The sequence below is a fragment of the Streptomyces cyaneofuscatus genome, assembly GCF_042718795.1.
GTDB lineage: Bacteria > Actinomycetota > Actinomycetes > Streptomycetales > Streptomycetaceae > Streptomyces > Streptomyces cyaneofuscatus_A.
Map to the genome: position 1 here is coordinate 61,321 of NZ_JBHXOX010000003.1, position 20,740 is coordinate 82,060.

The 20,740-nt window shown below is 73.2% G+C and carries 20 protein-coding genes; 12 read left to right on the forward strand and 8 right to left on the reverse strand.

From position 1 onward, the window contains the following. Positions 1 to 13: 13 nt before the first annotated feature. The 4 genes from ACFWRT_RS03495 to ACFWRT_RS03510 form a co-directional block, all read right to left on the reverse strand. Positions 14 to 1,597, reverse strand: coding sequence for an FAD-dependent oxidoreductase (locus ACFWRT_RS03495; protein WP_380952793.1), 1,584 nt, complete (start codon positions 1,595 to 1,597; stop codon positions 14 to 16). Then, on the reverse strand, positions 1,597 to 2,313 hold the full coding sequence (locus ACFWRT_RS03500; protein WP_380952794.1) for a class I SAM-dependent methyltransferase: 717 nt from the start codon (positions 2,311 to 2,313) through the stop codon (positions 1,597 to 1,599). The genes ACFWRT_RS03495 and ACFWRT_RS03500 overlap by 1 nt, the downstream gene beginning before the upstream one ends. Next, positions 2,310 to 3,530 carry a lycopene cyclase family protein gene (locus tag ACFWRT_RS03505; RefSeq protein ID WP_380952795.1) on the reverse strand — a complete coding sequence of 407 codons (1,221 nt, stop codon included), beginning with the start codon at positions 3,528 to 3,530 and terminating at the stop codon, positions 2,310 to 2,312. Before ACFWRT_RS03505 ends, ACFWRT_RS03500 begins: the two co-directional genes overlap by 4 nt. A gap of 142 nt (positions 3,531 to 3,672) precedes the next feature. Next, positions 3,673 to 4,107, reverse strand: coding sequence for a hypothetical protein (locus tag ACFWRT_RS03510; protein WP_380952796.1), 435 nt, complete (start codon positions 4,105 to 4,107; stop codon positions 3,673 to 3,675). A gap of 172 nt (positions 4,108 to 4,279) precedes the next feature. On the opposite strand from ACFWRT_RS03510, the gene ACFWRT_RS03515 reads away from it, so the two are divergent. Next, positions 4,280 to 4,753 (forward strand): helix-turn-helix domain-containing protein, encoded by a 474-nt coding sequence (locus tag ACFWRT_RS03515; RefSeq protein ID WP_380952797.1) that lies wholly within the window; start codon positions 4,280 to 4,282, stop codon positions 4,751 to 4,753. Continuing rightward, positions 4,746 to 5,111 (forward strand): DUF4180 domain-containing protein, encoded by a 366-nt coding sequence (locus ACFWRT_RS03520; protein WP_380952799.1) that lies wholly within the window; start codon positions 4,746 to 4,748, stop codon positions 5,109 to 5,111. Before ACFWRT_RS03515 ends, ACFWRT_RS03520 begins: the two co-directional genes overlap by 8 nt. Before the next feature lie 76 nt (positions 5,112 to 5,187). Here the strand turns inward: ACFWRT_RS03520 and ACFWRT_RS03525 are convergent, their stop codons facing one another. Continuing rightward, a complete protein-coding gene (locus ACFWRT_RS03525) occupies positions 5,188 to 6,168 on the reverse strand; it encodes a sporulation protein (RefSeq protein ID WP_380952800.1) in 981 nt (326 codons plus the stop codon). 256 nt (positions 6,169 to 6,424) lie between these two features. Here ACFWRT_RS03525 and ACFWRT_RS03530 point away from each other — a divergent pair, with 256 nt between their 5' ends. The 5 genes from ACFWRT_RS03530 (at position 6,425) to ACFWRT_RS03550 (ending at position 10,467) form a co-directional block, all read left to right on the forward strand. Further along, a complete protein-coding gene (locus tag ACFWRT_RS03530) occupies positions 6,425 to 7,762 on the forward strand; it encodes a hemolysin family protein (RefSeq protein ID WP_380952802.1) in 1,338 nt (445 codons plus the stop codon). Further along, complete coding sequence (locus ACFWRT_RS03535) at positions 7,759 to 8,775, forward strand: hemolysin family protein (protein ID WP_380952803.1); 1,017 nt, start codon at positions 7,759 to 7,761, stop codon at positions 8,773 to 8,775. Before ACFWRT_RS03530 ends, ACFWRT_RS03535 begins: the two co-directional genes overlap by 4 nt. Before the next feature lie 94 nt (positions 8,776 to 8,869). Further along, positions 8,870 to 9,490: an L-threonylcarbamoyladenylate synthase gene (locus ACFWRT_RS03540; protein ID WP_355866376.1), complete on the forward strand. Its 621-nt coding sequence runs from the start codon at positions 8,870 to 8,872 to the stop codon at positions 9,488 to 9,490. Between the two features lie 6 nt (positions 9,491 to 9,496). Next, positions 9,497 to 10,129, forward strand: a complete 633-nt coding sequence (locus tag ACFWRT_RS03545; RefSeq protein WP_380952805.1) for a hypothetical protein — start codon at positions 9,497 to 9,499, stop codon at positions 10,127 to 10,129. Between the two features lie 113 nt (positions 10,130 to 10,242). Continuing rightward, complete coding sequence (locus tag ACFWRT_RS03550) at positions 10,243 to 10,467, forward strand: hypothetical protein (RefSeq protein ID WP_003964170.1); 225 nt, start codon at positions 10,243 to 10,245, stop codon at positions 10,465 to 10,467. Between the two features lie 36 nt (positions 10,468 to 10,503). Here ACFWRT_RS03550 and ACFWRT_RS03555 read toward each other — a convergent pair whose 3' ends face one another. The 3 genes from ACFWRT_RS03555 to ACFWRT_RS03565 form a co-directional block, all read right to left on the reverse strand. Further along, positions 10,504 to 12,171 (reverse strand): ABC-F family ATP-binding cassette domain-containing protein, encoded by a 1,668-nt coding sequence (locus tag ACFWRT_RS03555; protein ID WP_380952806.1) that lies wholly within the window; start codon positions 12,169 to 12,171, stop codon positions 10,504 to 10,506. A gap of 310 nt (positions 12,172 to 12,481) precedes the next feature. Then, on the reverse strand, positions 12,482 to 13,960 hold the full coding sequence (mptB, locus tag ACFWRT_RS03560; protein ID WP_380952807.1) for a polyprenol phosphomannose-dependent alpha 1,6 mannosyltransferase MptB: 1,479 nt from the start codon (positions 13,958 to 13,960) through the stop codon (positions 12,482 to 12,484). 80 nt (positions 13,961 to 14,040) lie between these two features. Next, positions 14,041 to 14,310 carry an MDR/zinc-dependent alcohol dehydrogenase-like family protein gene (locus ACFWRT_RS03565; RefSeq protein WP_018512801.1) on the reverse strand — a complete coding sequence of 90 codons (270 nt, stop codon included), beginning with the start codon at positions 14,308 to 14,310 and terminating at the stop codon, positions 14,041 to 14,043. Between the two features lie 159 nt (positions 14,311 to 14,469). Between ACFWRT_RS03565 and ACFWRT_RS03570 the strand changes: the two genes are divergently transcribed. The 5 genes from ACFWRT_RS03570 (at position 14,470) to ACFWRT_RS03590 (ending at position 20,685) form a co-directional block, all read left to right on the forward strand. Further along, positions 14,470 to 15,297: a PP2C family protein-serine/threonine phosphatase gene (locus ACFWRT_RS03570; protein WP_380952808.1), complete on the forward strand. Its 828-nt coding sequence runs from the start codon at positions 14,470 to 14,472 to the stop codon at positions 15,295 to 15,297. Positions 15,298 to 15,363: 66 nt separating this feature from the next. Then, entirely contained in the window at positions 15,364 to 16,356 is a 993-nt protein-coding gene (locus ACFWRT_RS03575; RefSeq protein WP_380952831.1) for an MASE1 domain-containing protein, read from the forward strand. 287 nt (positions 16,357 to 16,643) lie between these two features. After that, positions 16,644 to 16,847, forward strand: coding sequence for an antitoxin (locus tag ACFWRT_RS03580; protein WP_380952809.1), 204 nt, complete (start codon positions 16,644 to 16,646; stop codon positions 16,845 to 16,847). A 193-nt stretch (positions 16,848 to 17,040) separates the two neighbouring features. After that, on the forward strand, positions 17,041 to 18,657 hold the full coding sequence (locus tag ACFWRT_RS03585) for a sigma-70 family RNA polymerase sigma factor (RefSeq protein ID WP_380952810.1): 1,617 nt from the start codon (positions 17,041 to 17,043) through the stop codon (positions 18,655 to 18,657). A 267-nt stretch (positions 18,658 to 18,924) separates the two neighbouring features. After that, positions 18,925 to 20,685 carry an FUSC family protein gene (locus ACFWRT_RS03590; RefSeq protein WP_380952833.1) on the forward strand — a complete coding sequence of 587 codons (1,761 nt, stop codon included), beginning with the start codon at positions 18,925 to 18,927 and terminating at the stop codon, positions 20,683 to 20,685. Positions 20,686 to 20,740: the final 55 nt, after the last annotated feature.

The window sequence follows — 20,740 nt, forward strand, 5'->3', positions numbered from 1 at the left end:
ACGCCCCCGCCCCTCAGTCGGCCCCCAGCGCCGCGAGCCGGCGCAGAGCCGCCGAGCGCCCCGAGCGCGGGACGGTCCAGAGCGCCTGCCCGCGTACGCCCCACCGCTCCAACAGGGCGTTCGCGGCGAGGAATCCGCTGGTGGCCGCGCGTTCCATCAGCGCCACCGGCAGCCCGGTGCGGACCATGTCCCCGGCCACCATGACGGCCGGGTCGGGGCTGCGCACGCCGGGCCGGTCCCGGTAGCCGCCGACGGGGAACATCGGGCAGTCCGCCCGCCATTCGTGCCGTTCGTCGACGATGCGGGCGCTCTGCGTCTCCGGGTAGACGCGGTGGAGTTGCCGCAGCGCCTCCGCCTGCACGGCTCCCCGGTCGGCGTCCGGTGCGACGGCGTACGCGTGCAGCTCGACGACCGACCCCTTGGTGCGCCGGGCCCAGCGCGCGGCCTCACCCTCCCAGCGGTCCAGGACGCTCACGTTGTCCAGGGGCCCGTAGCCGCTGGTGCCGAGGAAGCCCGGCCGGTCGTACGCCACAGGCCGGTCGAGCCAGAGCCGGGAGACCAGGAACGGCGGGGCGGTGCGCAGCCGTTCGATCCGGTCCCGCCACCTGGCGTCACCCAGCTCCGGGGAGGCGCCGACGACACGGCGCAGCCCGCCGCTGTCCAGGGCGAGGACGAGGGCGTCGTACCGCGTGGTGCGCTCGTCCGTGGTGACGTCGAGCCCGCCGTCGGGCAGCGGCCGCACCTGCCGGACCGGTGTCCGGGTCCGTACGTCGACGCCGTGGCCGGTCAGATAGCGGTGGAGGGGGTCCCACAGGGCGGTGGGGAACGGCTCGTCGGGGACGTCGAAGAGCAGGCCCTCGCTGGAGCCGAGGAAGTAGATGTGGAACATCAGCACCAGTTCCGCCGCCGACAGTTCGCGCGGGTCGGCGAAGAAGCTGCGGGAGAACACCTCGAAGGCCAGGTGGTGGGCGGCTTCGGGGAAGCGGATGCGGGAGAGGAAGTCGTGGGCGCTGACCCCGTCGAGCCGGTCGTAGACCTCGGGGACGCGGACGTCCAGCAGCGGCAGGGCGGCGCGCGGGTTCATCCGGGCCAGGTCGCGCACGCCGAAGGTGGGGCTGAGGGCGACGAAGCCCAGGGCGCTGAGGGGAGGCGTGCGCGGCACCCGGGCGAAGCTGTCGTGGAGGCCGGAGCTGTGCCGCAGCGGGTAGTCCGGCAGCCGGGTCAGCGAGTCGAGGCCCGGGTCGACCCGGCGCAGCAGGCCGCGCAGGTTGTAGTACTGCCGGAAGAAGGCGTGGAAGCCCCGGCTCATGGTGACGTCCGTGCCGTCGGCGAGCTCGGTGGGCCAGCCGGACAGCCGCCCGCCGAGGGCCGGTTCGCGCTCGTGGAGGGTGACGCGTACGCCGCGCTCCGCAAGGAGGGTGGCCGCAGCGAGCCCGGCGATGCCGCCGCCGACGACCGCCGCGGTGGGGGCGTCCTGAAGGGTGAAACGGGCCCGGCCGTCGGGGGCGGGCACCACGGCCGCCCGGCGGTCCCGGCCGCGCCGGTGGCCTGTGCCCCTGCCCCTGTCGCTGTGGCTGTGGTTGTCGCGCAGGAACATCACGCCCCCTCTCCCGCGCGGCCGACGAAGGTGTGGGTGATGCCGGTCTGCCAGCCGGGCAGCGGGAGGATGCGTACGCCGGTGAACCCGGCACGGCGCAGCCGCCCGGCGAACGCGGGCGCGGTGTCGAACTCGTCGACACTGCGCCGGAGATGGCGGTAGAGCTCGGCGTCCCCGGCGAGGCGCCCGGCGGGCTGGATGACGGCGGCGCAGACCGTGTTCCACACGACGCGGTGGACCGGCGATCCCCCGAGCGTGTACTCGTGCACGGCGAGGCGGCCGTGCGGGGCGAGCAGAGCGCGTACGAGGTCGAGGGCCTTGTCGGGGTCGGCGAGGTTGCGGAAGAGGTAGCCGGCGAACACCGCGTCGAAGGAGGCGGGCCGCAGCCTGCCCGCCAGCTCCTCGACCGGGGCGTGCACGAAGTCGACACCCTCCGGCCAGCTCTTCGCCGCCGCCCGGTCCAGCATGCCGGCGGAGGCGTCGACGCCGGTGATCCGGGCGTACGGGGCGGCGGCGAGGAGCGCGGCCGTCGAGGCACCCGTACCGCACCCCAGGTCCAGCACGCGCAGCCCGTGTCCGCCGCCGGGCAGCCCCAACCGGCGGGCGGAGCGACGCAGATGGGCGTGGTAGCCGGGGCTGGCCGCGACGAGCCGATCGTAGGCGGCGGAGCCGTGGTCGAAGGCCGCGGACAGTTCGTCGTCGCGCAACAGGGTCATGGGGTGCTCTTCTCGTGGCCGGTCGGTGGAGGCAGGGGGTGGGGTGGTTCGCGTCTGGTCAGGAAGGGGAGTTCGAGGACGGTCCGCAGCATGGGGGCGACCGGGGTCCGCAGGCCGATCAGCAGGTCCTCGTGGAGGTGCGAGCCGCCGTCCAGGAAGCGGAGCAGCCGGGCGGCCGGGACACCGCGGAAGAGGCGGGTGAAGAAGTCGGAGCCGTCCACCCGGCCGCTGTCCAGCGCCCGCAGCATGACCGCGTCCATCGCGCGGGGCCGGGCCCCGTACGGCGCGGGCATCCGCAGCTCCCGGCCGGCGCGGAGGCGGTCGGCGACGGACCGGCTCTGCCGCTGCACGGCCGCGAAGGTGTACCCGGTGGAGGGGCGGGTCGCGCCTCCGGCGGTGCCGATGCGGTGCACGGAGCGCCCGTCGCGGCGCGGGAAGTGACCGTCCGTCATGGGGATGACCCCGCGCTCCTGTGCGGTGACCCGGAACTCCCCCAGTTTCAGGACCTCCTGGGTGTAGTGGCGCAGGGCACGCCGGTACCCCTCGGTGGACAGCGGGGCGGGCGAGAACTCGGTGTACTCGACCAGGGCGGTCTGCGGGTCGAGCGGCAGGACGTAGCCGAAGGAGAGTCCTCGCGCGGGCTGCGGCGTACGGAAGTCCATCAGGTCGGCGGTCGCCGGGTCGAAGGCGGGGCGCTCGGTGCGGACGAACCAGCCCGTGAAGTGCTGGAGCAGGGTGGTGCGGGCGGGCGGCAGGCGGCGGGGCGGGCGGGAGTCGAAGACCCGGCGGCCGCGGACGAGAACCCGTCCGCCGTGGCCCAGGACTTCGCCGCCGCCGTCGGGTGCGTCGCGTACGGCGGTGACCGTGGCCTCGATCCGGCGGAAGGCCGGCGCGTCGGACAGCCGCCGGGCGACCAGGGCCTCGAAGGCGTCGGACCGCAGCATCTTGTAGCGGTAGGGGGACGGGTCGGTGACCGTGTCCGTCCCGTCGGCCGCCCGTACCCGCAGCCGGGGCCAGGAGGTGGCGAGCGCGGAGTCGTAGGCGCCGCCGGGCGGTTCCCAGTAGCACCAGGTGCGCGGCGGCGGCCTCAAGGGGCCGGGCGGGGCGTCGACGAGGACGACCGACAGAGGCACGGCGCCGCCCGGCGCGCACAGGTGGTACGCCAGGCTCAGCCCGGCCGCTCCGGCGCCCACGATGACGACGTCGGGGTCAGGCACGGCTCCGCTCCCCTCTCGGTCGGACGGTCCTCGGTTGTACGGTTACGGATCCCAGCGGCTGGACAGGTACGGAATCCTTCCGCACCGGAGGGCCGGACGGATGCGTGCGACGCGCCGCGAAACGGACTGCCGCGACACGGATTCAGGTGGCGCTGTGGTCCGGGTGCCCCCGCGTGCGGCGGGCTTCCTTCATCTCGGCCTCGTACAGATGGTCGCGGCCCTCGGCGAGTTCGCCCCGGATCTCCTGCTCGACCGTCCGGAACACGTCGTAGTAGGTGGCGTTGTACTCCTCGACGATCTGGAAGGTCCAGTGTCCGGGGATGACGTTGCGGCCGAGGATCTCCCGCTGGACCCGGTCGGCCTGCTCCCCGTGCCCCGCCTCGCGGAGCAGCCGTACCGCTTCGTCCAGGCCGAGGTCGGCGCCGCCGGTGAGCTGGTGGAACGCGTAGAGGGCGCCGCGGGCCCGTTCGGTGGTCTCCAGCGCCTTCGAGAGGGCGCCGAGCGCCTCGACGGTCGTGTCGGTGACTCCGTCGGGGCGCTGGTGCGACGGGTCGAGGGGCCGGGGCTGCGCGTTCATGGATCTCCTCGTCGACGTCGACGCGTCCGAGCGGCGGTTCACACCCTCCACCTTCCTCGTCAGCGGGCCGGCACACCTGCTGTGACCTCCACCCGGAGCAAGGGGTTCTCATTTTTCCCTACCGCTCCCTATCCTCCCTTCAAGAGGGAATTTTTGAGTAATATCCATCCCCATGGAGAGTGGTGAACATGAGCTGTACTCGATCGGCGAGGTGGCCGAGCGGCTGGGTCTGCATGTGCGGACCGTCCGGAACTATGTGCGTGACGGGCGGCTCAAAGCCGTCCGGATCGGCAAGCAGTACCGGATCAGCCGGGCGGACTTCGAGGCGCTGACCGGCAGTCCGAGCGCCGCGCCGGCCGACGCGGGACGGGCGCACCTGGAGGTGTCGAGCATCGTGCAGATCGACGCGATCGGCCCCGAGGCCGCGCACCGGCTGAGCACCTTCGTCACCGCGAGCGCCCGATCCCCCCGGGACGCGCCGGATCCCCTGCGCGTCCAGACCGTCCACGACAGGGAACGAGCCCGGATGAAGATCGTCATTCTCGGCGGAGCCGCGGCCACCGCCGAGCTGCTGCACCTGATCGACGGCGTACTCGGCCCGGAGAACGGGCTGCTCGACGACGGACCGGAGGCCCACCATGTCTGACCTCCTGGTGGACCACCACGGCACACCGGTGCTGGCCTGCGCTGCCGACGGCCCCTCGATCGCCACCGTGCAGGACGCGCTCGACCAACTGATCGGGCCCGCCTTTCAGGGCGCCGAGGTGGTCGCGGTCCCGGCGGAGCGGCTGGACGACCGGTTCTTCGACCTGAGCACCGGGGTGGCCGGCGCGATTCTGCAGAAGTTCGCCAACTACCGGCTCCGGCTGGTCGTCGTCGGGGACATCACCCGTCATCTGGCCGCGAGCGCCGCCCTACCCGACCTGGTGCGCGAGGCAAACCAGGGGCGGGACATCTGGTTCGTGGCCGACCTGGACGCCCTGGCAGCCCGTCTGGCCGGGTAGCGCGCCCTGCCGGTGCGGCGGCCCCGCGCGGACGGAGACCCCGGTGCGGCCGTCGGCGCGGGGCCGCACCCATGAACTACTCCTCCTCGCCGCCCTCCCCCTCGTCGTCGTCCTCGAAGGCGTCGCCGATCTCGTCGATCACCTCGGCGGCGACCATTCCGCCGACGACCCCGACGGCGGCGCCCGCCGCGACTCCGGCCGCCACCGCCCCGGTGCCGGGGCCGGAGCGGTGGTGGTCGTCGTGGTGGTTGTGGCCGCCGCCCTGCGCGTACGGGTACGGCGCCGCGTGGGCGCCGATCACCTGTTGCAGCCAGGCGTCGACCTCGGCGTTGCGGTCGGCCTGCTCCACGGCGTGGTGCGAGGTCGTGAAGCGGTGCACCGTGTCGTGGCCCTCGGAGAAGAGCCCGGCCCGCTTGTCCGCCTCGATCACGACCTCCAGGCCGTCCGGCGCGGCGAGGAACGTCACCTCGATCTCGTTCACCGCGTGGGCCTGGCCTGCGGGCGGCACGATCTCGATCTCCTGGTAGCAGGGCAGCCGCTGCCCGGTCCCCCGGATGTGGCCGAGCTCCAGATCGGCCGACTTGAAGCCGTATCCGAGCTGCCCGAAGGCTTCCAGGATCGCCTCCTGGGCGGGCAGCGGGTCCACCGCGAGCGCGTCGAGGTCGCCTTTGTCCCGCGCTCCGGCGACTTCCAGTTCCGTACGGATCCCGAGGACGGGGCCCAGCGGCTGGCCATGGAGCTGTGTGACCGGGGTCTCCCAGGGCAGGGTGACGGTGAACGGCACGGTGTGTTCGGCGTCCTCCGCGAGCCGGAATCCGCCGCCGACGGTGAACCGTTCGAGGACGACCGTGGAGTCGTGCTCCTCGTCATGGCCCTCGACCTCGACCCGGGCGACCAGGAGGAGGGAAATCTGTTCGACCGTCACATCCGTCCCGCCGCCGCGCAGCCGGACCTCTCCGGAGAGCGGTCCGCCGGGGAGGGCGGGGGCGGGCTGCAGGACGGTGTCGACCGAGGGACCGCCGACCCCGAGGGCTCCGAGCAACTTCTTGAACACCATGTCCGGCGTCCACTCCTTCTTCGTGTGACTTCCTGTGGTGAAAACACCTGCCTACCCATCCGACCACACCTGTGACGCGCGCCACTCCCCTTTGCTTTGCGCCCCCTTTACTATCTACAAGGCGGGTTTCCACCCGCCGCCAGACGTCGAACCCGACGACCGAACAGAGAAGGAGCTGCGGTACCGCAATGGGTGAGCCTCCCAGTACGAACCGTGTCATCCCCACCCCTGCTCACCAGGGGACGGAGGTGACACGGTGAGCGAAGTACTCCTGCTCCTTCTCGCCCTCGGTCTGACTCTGGCGTGCGCGGTGTTCGTCGCGGCCGAGTTCTCGTTGACCACCATCGAGCGCGGTGAGCTCGAACGAGCCGCGCAGGCCGGTGAACGCGGGGCCGAAAGCGCGCTCAAGGCCGCCAAGCGGCTGACGTTCCAGCTGTCCGGCGCCCAGCTCGGCATCACCGTGACCTCGCTGGTCATCGGCATGCTGGCCGAGCCGTCGCTGGCCGTGCTCCTGCGCTCGCCGCTGGAGTCCGTCGGCCTCCCGGCCGGCGCGGTCTCCACGGTCGCGACCCTGCTCGGCGTGGCGCTGTCCACCGTCGTCCTCATGGTCGTCGGTGAGCTCGTCCCGAAGAACTGGGCGATCTCCAGCCCGCTCGCCGTCGCCAAGGTCGTCTCCGGCCCGCAGCGCGCGTTCACGGCCTGCTTCGCCCCGCTGATCCGCCACCTCAACAACACGGCGAACCGCGCCCTGCGCCGGTTCGGCCTGGAGCCGGCCGAGGAGCTGGCCTCGGCCCGTACCCCGCAGGAGCTCATCGCGCTCGCCGAGCACTCGGCCCGCCAGGGCGCCATCGAGCAGGACTCGGCGGAGCTCTTCGTCCGCACCCTGAACCTGGCGGAGCTGTCCGCCGAGAACGTGATGACCCCCCGCGTGGACGTGCGGGCCCTGGAGGCCCACGCCACCGCGGCCGACGCCGCCAACCTCACGCTGGCCACCGGCCTGTCCCGCTTCCCGGTCTACCGCGACAGCCTGGACCACGTCATCGGTACGGTCCACATCCGTGACGTGCTGGCCCTGGAGGAGTCCGAGCGCGCCCGGACCCCGGTCACCGCCCTGGCCACCGAGCCCCTCCTCGTACCGGACTCGCTGCCCGTGGACCGGCTGCTGGCGCAGATGCGCCGCCACCGGACCATGGCCGTGGTCATCGACGAGTACGGCGGTACGGCGGGGGTCGCCACCGTCGAGGACATCGTCGAGGAGGTCGTCGGAGAGGTCCGCGACGAGCACGACCCGCACGAGCGCCCCGACCTGGCACCGGCCGAGCCGCTCGGCGACGGCCGCCAGGTCTGGGAGGCCGAGGGCAGCATCCGGCTGGACCAGCTCGACCGGATCGGCTTCCCCGCGCCGGACGGCCCGTACGAGACGCTCGCCGGGCTGCTGGCCAACCACCTCGCCCGCATCCCCGTCCGCACGGACCGGGTGGAGGTCGAGGGCTGGCAGTTCGACGTCCTCGACATCGAACACCACCGGGCCGACCGGGTGCGGATCACCGCCCCCGCCCCGGCCCTGACCCTCGTGGAGGAGGACGCCCGATGACCACCGTCCAGCTTCTCATCGGCGCGTTCACGCTCCTCACGAACGCGTTCTTCGTCGGCGCGGAGTTCGCCCTGATCTCCGTGCGCCGCAGCCAGATCGAGCCGGAGGCCCTGCGCGGCAGCCGGCGGGCGAAGAGCACCCTGTGGGGCATCGAGCACCTGTCGGCCGCCATGGCCACGGCCCAGCTCGGCATCACGATCTCCTCGCTGGTGCTGGGCGCCGTCGCCGAACCGGCCATCGCCCATCTGCTGGAGCCCCCGTTCGACGCGATCGGCGTCCCGGACGCGCTGGTCCACCCGATCGCCTTCGTCATCGCGCTGACCCTGGCGACCTATCTCCACATGCTCATCGGCGAGATGATCCCGAAGAACATCGCGCTCGCCGCGCCCGTCGCGACGGCCCTGGCGCTGGGCCCGTCCCTGGTGGCACTGACCAGGGCGCTGCGCCCGGTCATCTTCGGTATCAACGCGTTCGCCAACATGCTGCTGCGGCTGCTGAAGGTGGAGCCGAAGGACGAGGTCGCCTCGGTCTTCACCGACGACGAACTGGTCCGCCTGGTGAAGGACTCCAGCGACGCCGGTCTCCTCGCCCAGGCCGACGGCGAGCGGCTGCGGGACGCCTTGGAGCTGGGCACCCGGCCGGTCGGCGAGGTGCTGGTCCCGCTGAACCGGACCGTCACCGTCGACCTCGGCATCACCCCGCAGCAACTGGAGCGGGCCGCGGTCGCCTCGGGCTTCTCCCGGCTGCCGGTGACCGGGCCGGACGACGGGGTGCTGGGCTACCTGCACATCAAGGACGCCCTGGGGGTCGCGGAGCGCACCAAGCCGCTGCCCACGAGCGCGATCCACCCGGTCATCCGGGTCGAGATCGACACCCCGCTCGACGACACCCTGACGGCGATGCGTGCCGCCGGTACGCACCTCGCCGCCGTCGCCGGGGGCAAGGGGACGGTCATCGGCTTCGTGACGATGGAGGACGTCCTGGAGGAGCTGGTCGGCCCCGCCGCGGTCTGACCGTACGAGAGCCCGCCGGGGAGGCGGTCCGGTGTTCCGGGCCGCCTCCTTCGCTGTCCGGACGGGCTGCCCGGCGACCACGTAAGCTCGGCGGATGGCCAAGTACTTCGACGTGCACCCCGAGAATCCCCAGCCGCGCACCATCAGCACGGTGGTCGACAGCATCCGTTCCGGTGCGCTCGTCGCGTATCCGACCGATTCCTGCTACGCGCTGGGCTGTCAGCTGGGCAACCGCGACGGCATCGCCCGGATCAGGTCCATCCGCAACCTCGACGACCGCCACCACTTCACGCTGGTGTGCCACGACTTCGCGCAGCTCGCGCAGTTCGTCCGCGTCGACAACGACGTGTTCCGCGCGGTCAAGGCGGCCACGCCCGGCAGCTACACCTTCATCCTCCCGGCGACGAAGGAGGTGCCGCGCCAGCTCCTGCACCCGAAGAAGAAGACGGTCGGCGTCCGTATCCCCGACCACGTCGTGACCCAGGCGCTGGTCGCCGAGCTGGGCGAGCCGCTGCTGTCCAGCACCCTGCTGTTGCCGGACGAGGAGGAGCCGCTGACGCAGGGCTGGGAGATCAAGGAGCGGCTCGACCACGAAGTGGACGCCGTCATCGACTCGGGCGAGTGCGGCACCGAGCCCACCACGGTGATCGACTTCTCCGGTGATGAGCCGGAGATCGTACGGCGGGGCGCCGGCGACCCGTCGCGCTTCGAGTAGGCGGCCGTGGTGGGCGAGCGGTTGCGGTTCGACGGCTGGATCGCCGGTGTGGGGACGTCCTCGGGCACCCGGCTGGTGGTCGGGCACTGGCCGCGTTCGCCGTTCGGGGCGTTCAGCGACGTCATGATCGAGCATCCCGACGGCGAGCGGGTCCTGCTGGCGCCGTCCCGGCCGGTCGCGGACTTCGTCGCCGCCACGTACCGCTTCGACCGGGTCGAGGTGGTCCCGGTGTCCGTCACCGGCTCCGTCTCCCGCAGCGGGCACGTCTGGGTCGTCGCGGCGGGGCCGCTGCGCCTGCGGCTGTCGGCCGGACGCCGCACCGCCATCGGCAGGCTGCTGTCGGCCGTACCCGACCCGCTCGTCCACAGCCCGCTCTGGGCCGCGCTGTGCGACGTACCGGCCCGGCTGCTGATGCCCGGCGTCCGTACCCTGGGCCGGGCGGGCCCGGGGCGGCGGGAGTGGTACGGGGCGCGGGACCTGCGGCCGGTCCTGGCCGCCGAGGCCGTCCTGGACGGCGTGGGGCTGGGGCCGCTCGCCCCGCTCGATCCGCCCGTCGCCTTCGGGTTCGGCTCCGCCCCTCGCGCCCCCTCCCTGGTGCGCGTCACCACAACGGTGGACATCGAGGCCGCCCCGCTGTGAGGGCCACCCCCGGGCTCTGGCAGGGTCCCGCCCTTCCCGGCGGGTCCACGGCCCGCTCGTGGGGAGCGCGGGCAGCGGATGCGCGGGGGCAGGGCGCGTCGCAGGGTGGACCCATGGCAAATCCCCCGATCGTCATCCACCGGCCGACCCCCTCGGGCGGCCGCCGGGTGACCGTGCACTACGAAGGCCGGGACGAGATACTCGGGCTGGCCCACAGCGACCACGACGTGATCGTGTTCCTGAACGAGGCCGGCCTCGAAGAAGCGGACCGGATCCTCGACAACCCGGTCTGGGTGGAATGGCGGGGCGGACGGGCCCACCACTACGAAGCAGCCTGACCACGACCCGCACCCACCAGGGCCGCCGCGCCCGCGTCACGCCGGAGAGGTCTCGGAGCCGGCGAACAGTTCCCGTACCCCCTCGGCATCGGTCTCCCGCAGCTCGTCGTCCAGCAGGATCCAGCGGGTGATGCCCACGGACTCCAGGAACGGCAGGTCGTGACCGGCGATGACGAGGGCGCCCTCGTAGGACTCCAGGGCGCTCGTCAGTTGCCGCACGCTGGCCAGGTCGAGGTTGTTCGTCGGCTCGTCCAGCAGCAGAAGCTGCGGGGCGGGGGCGGCGAGCATCGTCGCCGCGAGCGCGGCCCGGAAGCGTTCACCGCCCGAGAGGGTGCCCGCCTGCTGCTCGGCGCGGGTGCCCTTGAAGAGGAACCGGGCGAGCTGGGAGCGGATCTGGTTGTCGGTGGTGCCGGGAGCCGTGCGGGCGACGTTCGCGGCGACGCTCACGGCGTCGTCGAGGACGTCCAGCCGCTGCGGGAGGAACTTCAGCGGCACGGAGACGGTGGCCTCGCCCCCGTCCGGCGCGAGTTCCCCGGCGACGGTGCGCAGGAGCGTCGTCTTGCCCGCCCCGTTGCGGCCGACCAGGGCGATGCGCTCGGGTCCCTTCACCTGGAGGCTGCCCTCGCGCAGCCGGCCGTAGGGGAGGCTCAGGTCGCTGAGGGTCAGGACGGTGCGCCCGGCCGGTACGGCGGTGTGGGGCAGGCTCACCTTGATCTCGGCGTCCCGGCGGACGGCCTCGGCGGCCTCCTCCCGGCGTTCGCGGGCCTCGTCGAGGCGGTCCTCGTGCAGCCCGCGCAGCCGGTCCCCGGACTCCTGGGCGGAGCGCTTGCGCTCCCCGGCGACGATGCGCGGGGCCTTGCGCTGACCGTCCAGCTTCTTGTCGTGGCGCCTGCGACGGGCCACCTTGGTCCGGGTCTCCTCCAGCTCGCGCTGCTGGCGCCGCACGTCGGCCTCGGCGGAGCGCAGCATCCGGCCGGCGGCCTCCTGCTGGGTGGCGAGGGCCTCCTGGTAGGCGGACCAGCCGCCCCCGTACCAGCTCACCGCCCCCGATCGCAGCTCGGCGATGCGGTCGACCCGCTCCAGCAGGTCCCGGTCGTGGCTGACGACGATGAGGATGCCGGTGCGCCAGGAGTCGACGGCGTCGTAGAGCCTGCGGCGGGCGAACAGGTCCAGGTTGTTGGTCGGCTCGTCGAGGAGGAGGACGTCGGGGCGTTCCAGCAGGAGAGCGGCCAGGCGCAGCAGGACGGTCTCCCCGCCGGACAGCTGCCCGACGGTACGGTCCAGTCCGACGGCGCCGAGGCCGAGGGAGCCGAGGGTGGCCAGGGCGCGTTCCTCGACGTCCCAGTCGTCGCCGACCGTCGCGAAGTGTTCCTCCGTCACGTCTCCGGACTCGATGGCGCGCAGGGCGGCCCGCCGCTCGGCGATGCCGAGGGCCCCGTCGACTCGCAGCTCCGTGTCCAGGGTGATGTTCTGCGGCAGGTAGGCGAGGTTTCCGCCCACGGTGACGGACCCCTCCGAGGGGCGAAGCCGCCCGGCGAGCAGCCGCAGCAGGGTCGACTTGCCGGTGCCGTTGGTGCCGACCAGGCCGGTGCGGCCACGGGGGACGGTGAGGGAGAGCCCGTCGAAAAGGCTGGTGCCGTCGGGCCACCGGAAGGTGAGGTGGGAGACGGCGACGGAGGCGCTGGGCGCGGTGGGATGGCTCATGGTGGGCAGCTCGCAGTCGGAAGCGTGGGGAACGGGGGGCTTCGTATGCGAACAGCACGCGGCGACCCGGCTCGGTGGCCGGAGAAGGGTGGGGAGTCGGTCCTGCGAAAGTGAGGGACGGCTCGGCACCGAGGTCGCATCCACGCGGAAGTCACGGGCGGCAGACATGCCGACAGCGTCGTGACCGGTGTACGGGCCAGGCCGTACCGCGTGATGATCGCGGACCTCAGATGCGCAACGTCCACCTCTATCGGAGACAACAGGACGTGATCAGCGTACCGGAGGCCCGCGTGGGGCGTCGAGGGATTATCTACGTGGTGGCCTGCGGGGCCTCGGTGCTCAGCGGGGCGTCCAGGTCGCCGCCGCGCGGTCCGGGCACCCGTGCGGTTTCCGGGAGGAAGGGGGCGCGGCGGATGACGAGGGTGGCGACGAGGGCCGCGATGGCGGCGAGGGCGAACCCGTAGGGCGGGGTGGCTCCGGTGGGGTGGGTCTCGTAGACGAGTGCCGCCGACAGCACGATCAGGATCGCGGGGATGCGGCCGTGCTGCTGAGTGGCGGCCACGACCACGAGCCCCCACAGCAGGTACCAGGGCTGCACCATGGGCGAGAGCGCGACCAGTACCAGCAGCCCCAGACCGAGGGCGTGGACGGGTGGCAGGTGGCCCTTCGTCGACCTCCACGCCAGGACGAAGATCAGGATGACGGCCGCCGCCAGGCCGAGGGTCTGCACGGCGGACTTGAACGGTTCGGGGTCGGTGCCCAGCAGCAGGCGGCCCAGCTCGCCCAGGCCCAGGCCGAGGTCGCTGACGACGGAGAGGGCGGTATGGATGTTGCCGGCGACGCCCTGGGTCCTGAGCCAGCCGAAGCCGGTGCCGCTGACCAGGGTCGCCGATCCGGCGACGGCACAGGCGACGAGGCCGGGCGCGAGGAGTCCCTTGGCCCATCGCCGTAGCTGCGGTCCGGTCGCCGACGCGTGCACCATGACGCCGATGAACAGCAGCGATACGGCCGCCGGGGACTTGACCATCATGGCGAGCCCGACCAGCGCGCTGCCGGCCACCCATCGGCCGCGCAGCGCGAGCGCGAGCCCGGCCAGCATGAGGCCGATCATCAGGCCGTCGTTGTGCATGCCCGCGACGACGTGCATCAGCAGGAGCGGGTTGAGCGCCCCCAGCCACAGGGCGCGGCTCTCGTCGGCGCCGTGGACCCGGGCCAGCCGACGCAGGGCCCAGACGATGAGGACCAGTGAGGCGAGCGCGATGAGCCGCATCGCCAGGACGGCGGGCACGATGGTGCCGCCGGTCGTCTTCGCCACGGCGGCGGACAGCAGGAGGAAGAGGGGGCCGTACGGGGCCGGGGTGTCGCGCCAGTGGTTGCCCACGCTCGCCGCCGCGTCGCCGCCGATTCCGGCGGGATCCAGGCTGGAGGGGCCGACGGTGTAGACGTCGTGGCCCTCGATGACCATGGCGCCCTGGGCGATGTAGCTGTAGACGTCGGCGCTGTAGAGCGGGGGCGTGAGCAGGAACGGCGCGGTCCACCAGGCGAGGGTGGTGAGCGTCTCGCGTGCGGAGGAGGCGGTTCTGCCGTACTGCCACCAGGTGACGACGAGCACGGTGAGTCCGGCGTAGGCGAGGACGGCGGCCGCCGTCCGCACGGTGGAGCCGTGGTCGACCCAGAGGCCCCAGGGGTCGTGGGCCGGCAGCTTTCCGGAGATCCAGCCGCCCACGGCGGTCGCCAGGGCGGCCGCCGCACCCAGCCGACGGTATCCGACAGCGCTCAAAGCCCACATGACCGGAGAACCTATCGGACGCCGTGGACCTCCCTCTCCCCTCCCCCGGTCCACCGGTGCGCGGACGCTGCCGGGTTCTCCTAGCGCACGTCGCCCCGCCAGTCCCACTGGTGGCCGTCGATCGAGCGGGGCCCGTACTCGGCGCGGCCGCCCGGTCCGTAGGCGCCTATCTCCGTGACCAGACCGGCCCCCTCGCGCAGGGCCGTCTCGCTCCAGCCGGTGACGTCCAGGAGCAGCCCGTCGAGCGGACCGCCGACCAGCTCCCGGTAGTCGTGGCCCGGCCTGGGGCCGGGGTGCGGATCGTCGTGGTCGGCGCCGTACACCCGTCGCTGCCTCATCAGCTCGTCCATGCAAGGCAGCATCCCACCGGCCACTGACAACGGCCCGGCGTGCGGGGCCATCCGGCCACCGGCGTGCGCCCGTCCTCGGCGTGCGCCGGTCCTCGGCGAAGTCGCCGCCGCGAGGCGGGCACCATATGATTCAGGGACTCACGCACCGCGGAGCAGCCCATGAACCGGCGTCGGACTCCCCGCTCGGTAAGCGCCGAGGATCTGCTGACGACGTTGCAGAGCCTCACTGCCCGCGCCCGGCGGGAGGTGGAATTCCACCAGGCCAGAGTGGAACTCGCGCAGGCCCTCCAGCGCGACATGCTGCCGGCGGCCCTTCCCGAGCTTCCGGGTCTGAGGTCCGCGGCGCGGTACGCGCCCGCTCGTGACGGCCTGGACATCGGCGGTGACTGGTACGACGGGTTCGCGCTGGCGGACGGCGCCCTGGGGTTCGCCATCGGTGACGTGCAGGGTCACGACGTTGAGGCGGCCGCCTTCATGGGGCAGGTCCGCATCGCGATGCGGGCGATCGCGGGGACGGTCTCCGACCCGGGTGAGGTCATGGGCCGGACCAACGACCTCCTGCTGTCGGTCGACTCCGGTCTCTTCGCGACCTGTACGTTCCTGCGGCTGGACCCGCATACCTGGGAGCTGCACAGTGCGCGGGCCGGGCACGTGGCCAGCATCTGGGCGACCGTGGACGGGCGGTCGGGCGTCACGGAGGACCCGGGAGGCCTGCCGCTGGGCATCCAGACGGGTGAGAAGTACCCCGTCACCCGCCGGACCCTGGACGCGGACGGCGCGATCGTGCTGCTCACCGACGGTGTGATCGAGGGCCCGTCCCTGCTGATCGAGGACGGCCTCGACCGGGTACAGCGGCTGGTCGCCGCCCATGCCGGGGAGAGCGCGGACGCGCTGGCCGACGGCGTGCTGGGGGCGGCGGAGCTGACGGGCCACGAGGACGACGCGGCGGTACTCGTCCTGCGGCACGCCCCGGCCCGGGCGCGGTGACGCCGGGGGTGGCAGGGCGCGTGTCACCGGCTGCCTCCTCCGCGCGGCCGGTGTCTGATGAGTGCTGTGATCCGCAGCAAGGAAGCCAGACGTCGGGCCGTGTACGTGGCGCAGGTCCTGGGCGTGACCGGTGCCTACTACCTCTCGGGACGGCTCGGGCTGACGCGCCAGGTGGTGGTGGACGGCGCCGTGGTCACCCCCCTCTGGCCGCCCACCGGGATCTCGCTCGCCGCCCTGCTGTACTTCGGCGCCCGGATCTGGCCGGGCATCGCCTTGGGCGCCTTCTTCACCGTCTCCGCCATCGGTGACGCGTTCACCGTCTCCCGGCTGGGCATCGTGCTCGGCAACACGCTCGCGCCGCTGGCCGCCTACGCACTGCTGCGCAGGGTGGGCTTCCGCAGCGAGCTGGCCCGGCTGCGGGACGGGGTCTGCCTGGTCTTCCTCGGCGCGTTCGCCGGGATGCTGATCAGCGCCACCGTCGGCAGCGTGACGCTGATGCTCGACGACAAGGTTCCGCCGGGGCGGTTCTGGCTGGTCTGGTCGTCGTGGTGGGCCGGGGACGCCATGGGGGTCCTCGTGGTCACCCCCGTACTGCTGGTGCTGAGCCGGGCGCGGTGGCCGCGGCTGTCCGACCGGTGGCCGGAGGCGTGCCTTCTCGCGGTCGTCGTGGTCGTGGCGGGGTTCTTCTCCACCCGGAGCTCGCTCTCGATGATCTACCTGGTGTTCCCGGTGATCATCTGGGCGGCGCTCCGTTTCCAGCTCCCCGGCAGCGCGCCGTGCGCCCTGGTGGTGTCGGTGCTGGCGATCACCGCCGGTACGGACGGGCTGGGGCCGTTCGCGGGCCATACGCTCATGGAGATCATGGCCAACCTGACCGTGCTCAACGGATGCGTGGCGCTCACGGCGCTGCTGCTCGGGGCGATCGTGGCCGAGCACCAGAACATCCGCCGTGAGACGGAGCACGCGGTGGTCGAGCTGGAGGCGCTGGTGGAGCAGCTCGCGCCGCCGCCGGGACCGCTTTCGGCGCGGTACGACGACCCGCCGCACTCCGGTCGGTGACCGGCCGCCCGTGCGCACCCGGCCCCGTACGCGCTCAGTAGGGCAGCGGCCGACCGGAAGGGGTCCGCAGGTCGAGCGGGGGCGGGCCGGACGGGGGCGGGGGTCGACGGACAACGATGCGGATGCGGCCCATGGCCACCACCTCCTCCAGGTGACCGGTATCTGCCCAGTCGGCTCGGCTTCACACTTCCCGTCCACCCTGCGGACTCCTCGGGCGCCCGGATGCGGGCCTGGCCGGGTGCGGCGACCCTTGATGGGTGGGGGCGCAGAAGCGAGGAGGATCAGGCATGTCCGCGATGGACAAGATCAAGAAGATGCTCAAGGGCCACGAGGACCAGGCGGGTAAGGGCGTCGACAAGGCGGGAGACATGGTCGACGACCGCACCAAGGGCAAGTACAGCGGCCAGGTCGACACCGCCCAGGACAAGCTCAGGCAGCAGTTCGGTACGGAGCGCGACCAGCGCGACCAGGACGGACCGCCGCGCTCCTGACCGTCGCCGCCGGTGACCGGCACCGGGTCCGTGCCACAGGACACGCTCTGTGGCACGGACCCGGTGCGTGCGGCCGAAGAAATTCGGGACAGAAATTCGGGGCGATTATCAGATTCTTGTTATTGTCCGGCCCGCACCGCATCTCCCGTGTGTGGGAAGTGACAGCACCGGACCCCGGAAGAGTGAGCACAGCATGGGCAAGGATCACGGGACGGCCTTGATCGCGGCGGCGCGGAACGGCGACCAGGAGGCCAAGGACCGGCTCGTCGCGGCGTATCTGCCGTTGCTGTACAACGTCGTCGGCCGGGCGTTGAACGGGCACGCCGACGTCGACGATGTGGTGCAGGAGACGGTGCTGCGCATGCTGCGCAGCCTGCCGGAGCTGCGTGATCCGGAGAGATTCCGGTCCTGGCTGGTGGCGATAGCCATGAACGAGATACGCCGGCACTGGCGCGAGGGCCAGACGGGGACGGTCTCCGCCGGGCGGCTGGACGACGCGTACGACCTGGCCGATCCGCGCGCCGACTTCGTCGAGCTGACCATTCTGCGGCTCGGGCTGACCGGGCAGCGCCGCCAGGTGGCGGAGGCGACGCGGTGGCTGGACGAGGACGACCGCGCGCTGCTGTCGCTGTGGTGGCTGGAGACGGCCGGCCAGCTCTCGCGGGCCGAGGTCGCGGCGGCCCTGGAGCTCTCCGCCCAGCACACGGCCGTACGCGTCCAGCGGATGAAGGCGCAGCTGGAGGCGGCCCGGGTCGTGGTGGGCGCGCTGGCGGCCGACCCGCCGTGCGTGCTGCTGGAGGACATCCTGGCGGGCTGGGACGGGATCCCGTCCGCCCTGTGGCGCAAGCGGCTGGCCCGCCACGCCCGTGAGTGCACCGTCTGCTCGGGCCACGGATCGGGGCTCGTACCGGCGGAGGGGCTGCTGGTCGGTCTCGCGCTGGTCCCGGTGGCCGGGGCCGCGGGAGGGGCGGTGGCGCCGGAGCTGCTGACGACGGCCGCGCACCTCACCGTGGACTCCGCGGCCGGGGCCGGCCGGGCCGAGCGCAGGCGCGGCCAGGTACGGCGGCGGCGCCGCAACTCGGCCATCGCCGCCGTGGTCGCCGTCGCGGCGCTGGGGACCGGCGGCGCGGCCGTGCACCTTTACACCGACGGTGAGGAGCGGGACGCGACGACCCTGAGCGCCGGGGTTCCCACCGATGGCCCGACCCTCCCCACGACGGCCGCCCCCTCCCCCACGCCGACGGCACCGTCACCGTCGGCCTCGGCGTCGTCCGCCTCGCCCTCGGCGAGTGCCTCGCCGTCGAAGAGCCCTGCGCGCAAGCCGAAGCCCAAGCCCTCACCGACGAAGAGCACCCGGCCCCCCGCCCCGAGCACGGCCGCCCCGGCCCCGAAGCCCCCGCCGCCGCCCGCACCCGCACCGGCGCCCCCGGCGTCGGAGAGCGGCCAGGTCCTCCAGATCGTCAACACCGAGCGGGCGAAGGCGGGCTGCGGTCCGGTGACCTCCAACGACCTGCTGGCGACGGCGGCGCAGCGGCACTCCGCCGACATGGCCTCCAAGGACTACTTCTCGCACACCTCCCCCGACGGCACCGACCCGGGCGACCGGATCACCGCGGCCGGATACCGGTGGAGCACCTACGGCGAGAACATCGCCAAGGGGCAGCGGACCCCGGCCGATGTGATGCAGTCGTGGATGGACAGCCCGGGCCACCGGGCGAACATCCTGAACTGCTCCTTCAAGGAGATGGGCATCGGAAAGGTGGACTCCGGCGGCGGGCCGGTGTGGACGCAGAAGTTCGGCGCACGTTGAGCACAGCGCACTGAGCACCGCGCGGTGATCTTTCATCCGGCGGAAACGCGGGAGAAGCACCGCCTCCACCTCGGTGTTCCAGACTGGTAGCAGCGCCCAGGCCGATGGTGTCCGCCGGCGGATCCCCCTTCCCCTGCGGACCGGAGCCCGGTCGTGTCACCCGCTTTCCCCCTCGCCGCCCGGCCGTTGCCGCTCTGGCTCGGTCATGTCCTGCGGACCCAGCGCGGGCCTGTCCACGGTGGTGCCGTGGTGCGCGGGGTGCTCGCCATGCTCCCGCTGCTTCTGGCGGTGGCCGCCGACCGGCCGACTGCAGGTGTTCCGGCGGCGCTGGGGGCGATGTTCGCCGGGATCAACGACCGCCCGGGCGGTCGCCGCTCGTCCGTGTCGCGGATGGGGGTCCCGGCGCTCGCGGGCGCCGCCGGACCGCTGATCGGCTCGCTGCTGCCCGCGGTCGGTCCGCCCGGGGCCGCGATGTTCGTCCTGCCGGTGCTGCTCGGTGTGCTGGGGCTGCTCGCGGGGGCGCTCAGCTCGACGGGCCCGGTCGCTTCGGCGTGCGGTACGCAGTTGCTCGTCGCGGCCGTGATCGGGGCGGGCATGCCGCTGCCGGAGCCGGGTGGGAAGCGGGCACTGCTGTTCCTGGCGGGGGCGGGGTGGGCGCTGCTCCTGCGGCTGGTGCTGCCCACGCGGCGTCGTACCTCCGGCGGCCCGTACCGGTACGACGGTGAGCGCGAGGCGGTGGCCTCGGTGTACGCGGCGGTGGCCGCGCTGCTGCAAGCGGCGGGCGGTACCCGGGCTCCGGCCCGCCGGGCGGCGCTCACGGCCGCACTCGACCAGGCACAGGACGCCCTGTCCGGGCCCCGGCTGCGGCGGTACGCAAGCTCGGCGGCGGAGCGGCGGCTGCACGCCCAGTACGCGGCGGCGCTGCCGCTGGCCGAGGCGGCGACGGCGCTGGCCTGGGCCGGTGAGCCGCTGCCGAGCCGGGTCGCGGAGGGGCCGCTGCGGCTGGCGCACGCGGTGCGTACGGGGAACGCCTGCGGGCCGCTTCCCGCGCCGGTGCGGTCCGGGGCGGGGCTGCGGGCCCTGGACGAGGCGCTCCTGGCGGCCGCGGAGGTGTTCGACCACCGGCCCGGACAGTCGCTGCGGACCGCGCGCGGGCGCCCGGGGCTCGTCGCGCTGCCGCGCAGGGCATTCGGGACTGCGGGACGTGAGTACGGGTTCCGGGTGGCGCTGTGCTGCGGGGTCAGCGCGGCGGTGGCGCTCGGCCTGGACCATGAGCACTGGTACTGGATGCCCGCCACGGCGGTGTTCCTGGTGAAGCCGGATCTGGGGCCGCTCGTCTCCCGGGTGCTGAGCCGGGCCGCGGGGACGGTGGTGGGCGCCGCCGTCTTCGCCGGGTTCTTCGCGCTGGTGGCCGGTCCGCTGCCCCTGATGGCCGGTCCGCTGCCCATGGTCGCGGCCGTCGCGCTGTGCGGGGCGCTGGTCGCCGTCGCCGCCCGCCACTTCGCGGCCCAGACCGCGGTCGTCACCGTACTCGTCCTCTCCCTCGTCCTGCTGGCGGGTGAGCCGCAGGCCGCGTGGGGCCGGGTCGTGGAGTCGCTGACGGCCTGCGCGATCGTGCTGCTGGTAGGGCATCTGCCGCTGCCCGGGCAGCGGGGCAACCGGGTGCGGGGCGCGGTGGACACGGCGGTGGCCGCGGGTCACCGGTATCTGCGGCACGTCCTGGCCCACCGTCAGGACGGCGCGGGGCGCGGGGTGCTGCGCCGCGACGCCTACCGCTCGCTCGCCGTGGCGCGGTCCGCGCTGGACCTCTCGGCGGCCGAACTCCCGCCGGTCGCCGGGCGCACGGCGGAGTTCGAGGAGGTCGCCGGTGCTCTGGAGCGTCTGGTGGACACGACGACGGCCTGCGCGGTCCACCTCCACGGCCCCGGAGCCGCCCTTCCCCCCTCGCACGCCGAACGGATCGCGGAACACCTGGCCGCTCTCGATGCGGCGCACCGCGCGTCCGAGCGTTCCGGGGTGCTGGTCTGACGGGTTCCGCCGGCCGCTGTCGCGGGCGGGACCCGGTGCGGCCGCGGCCGGGCCG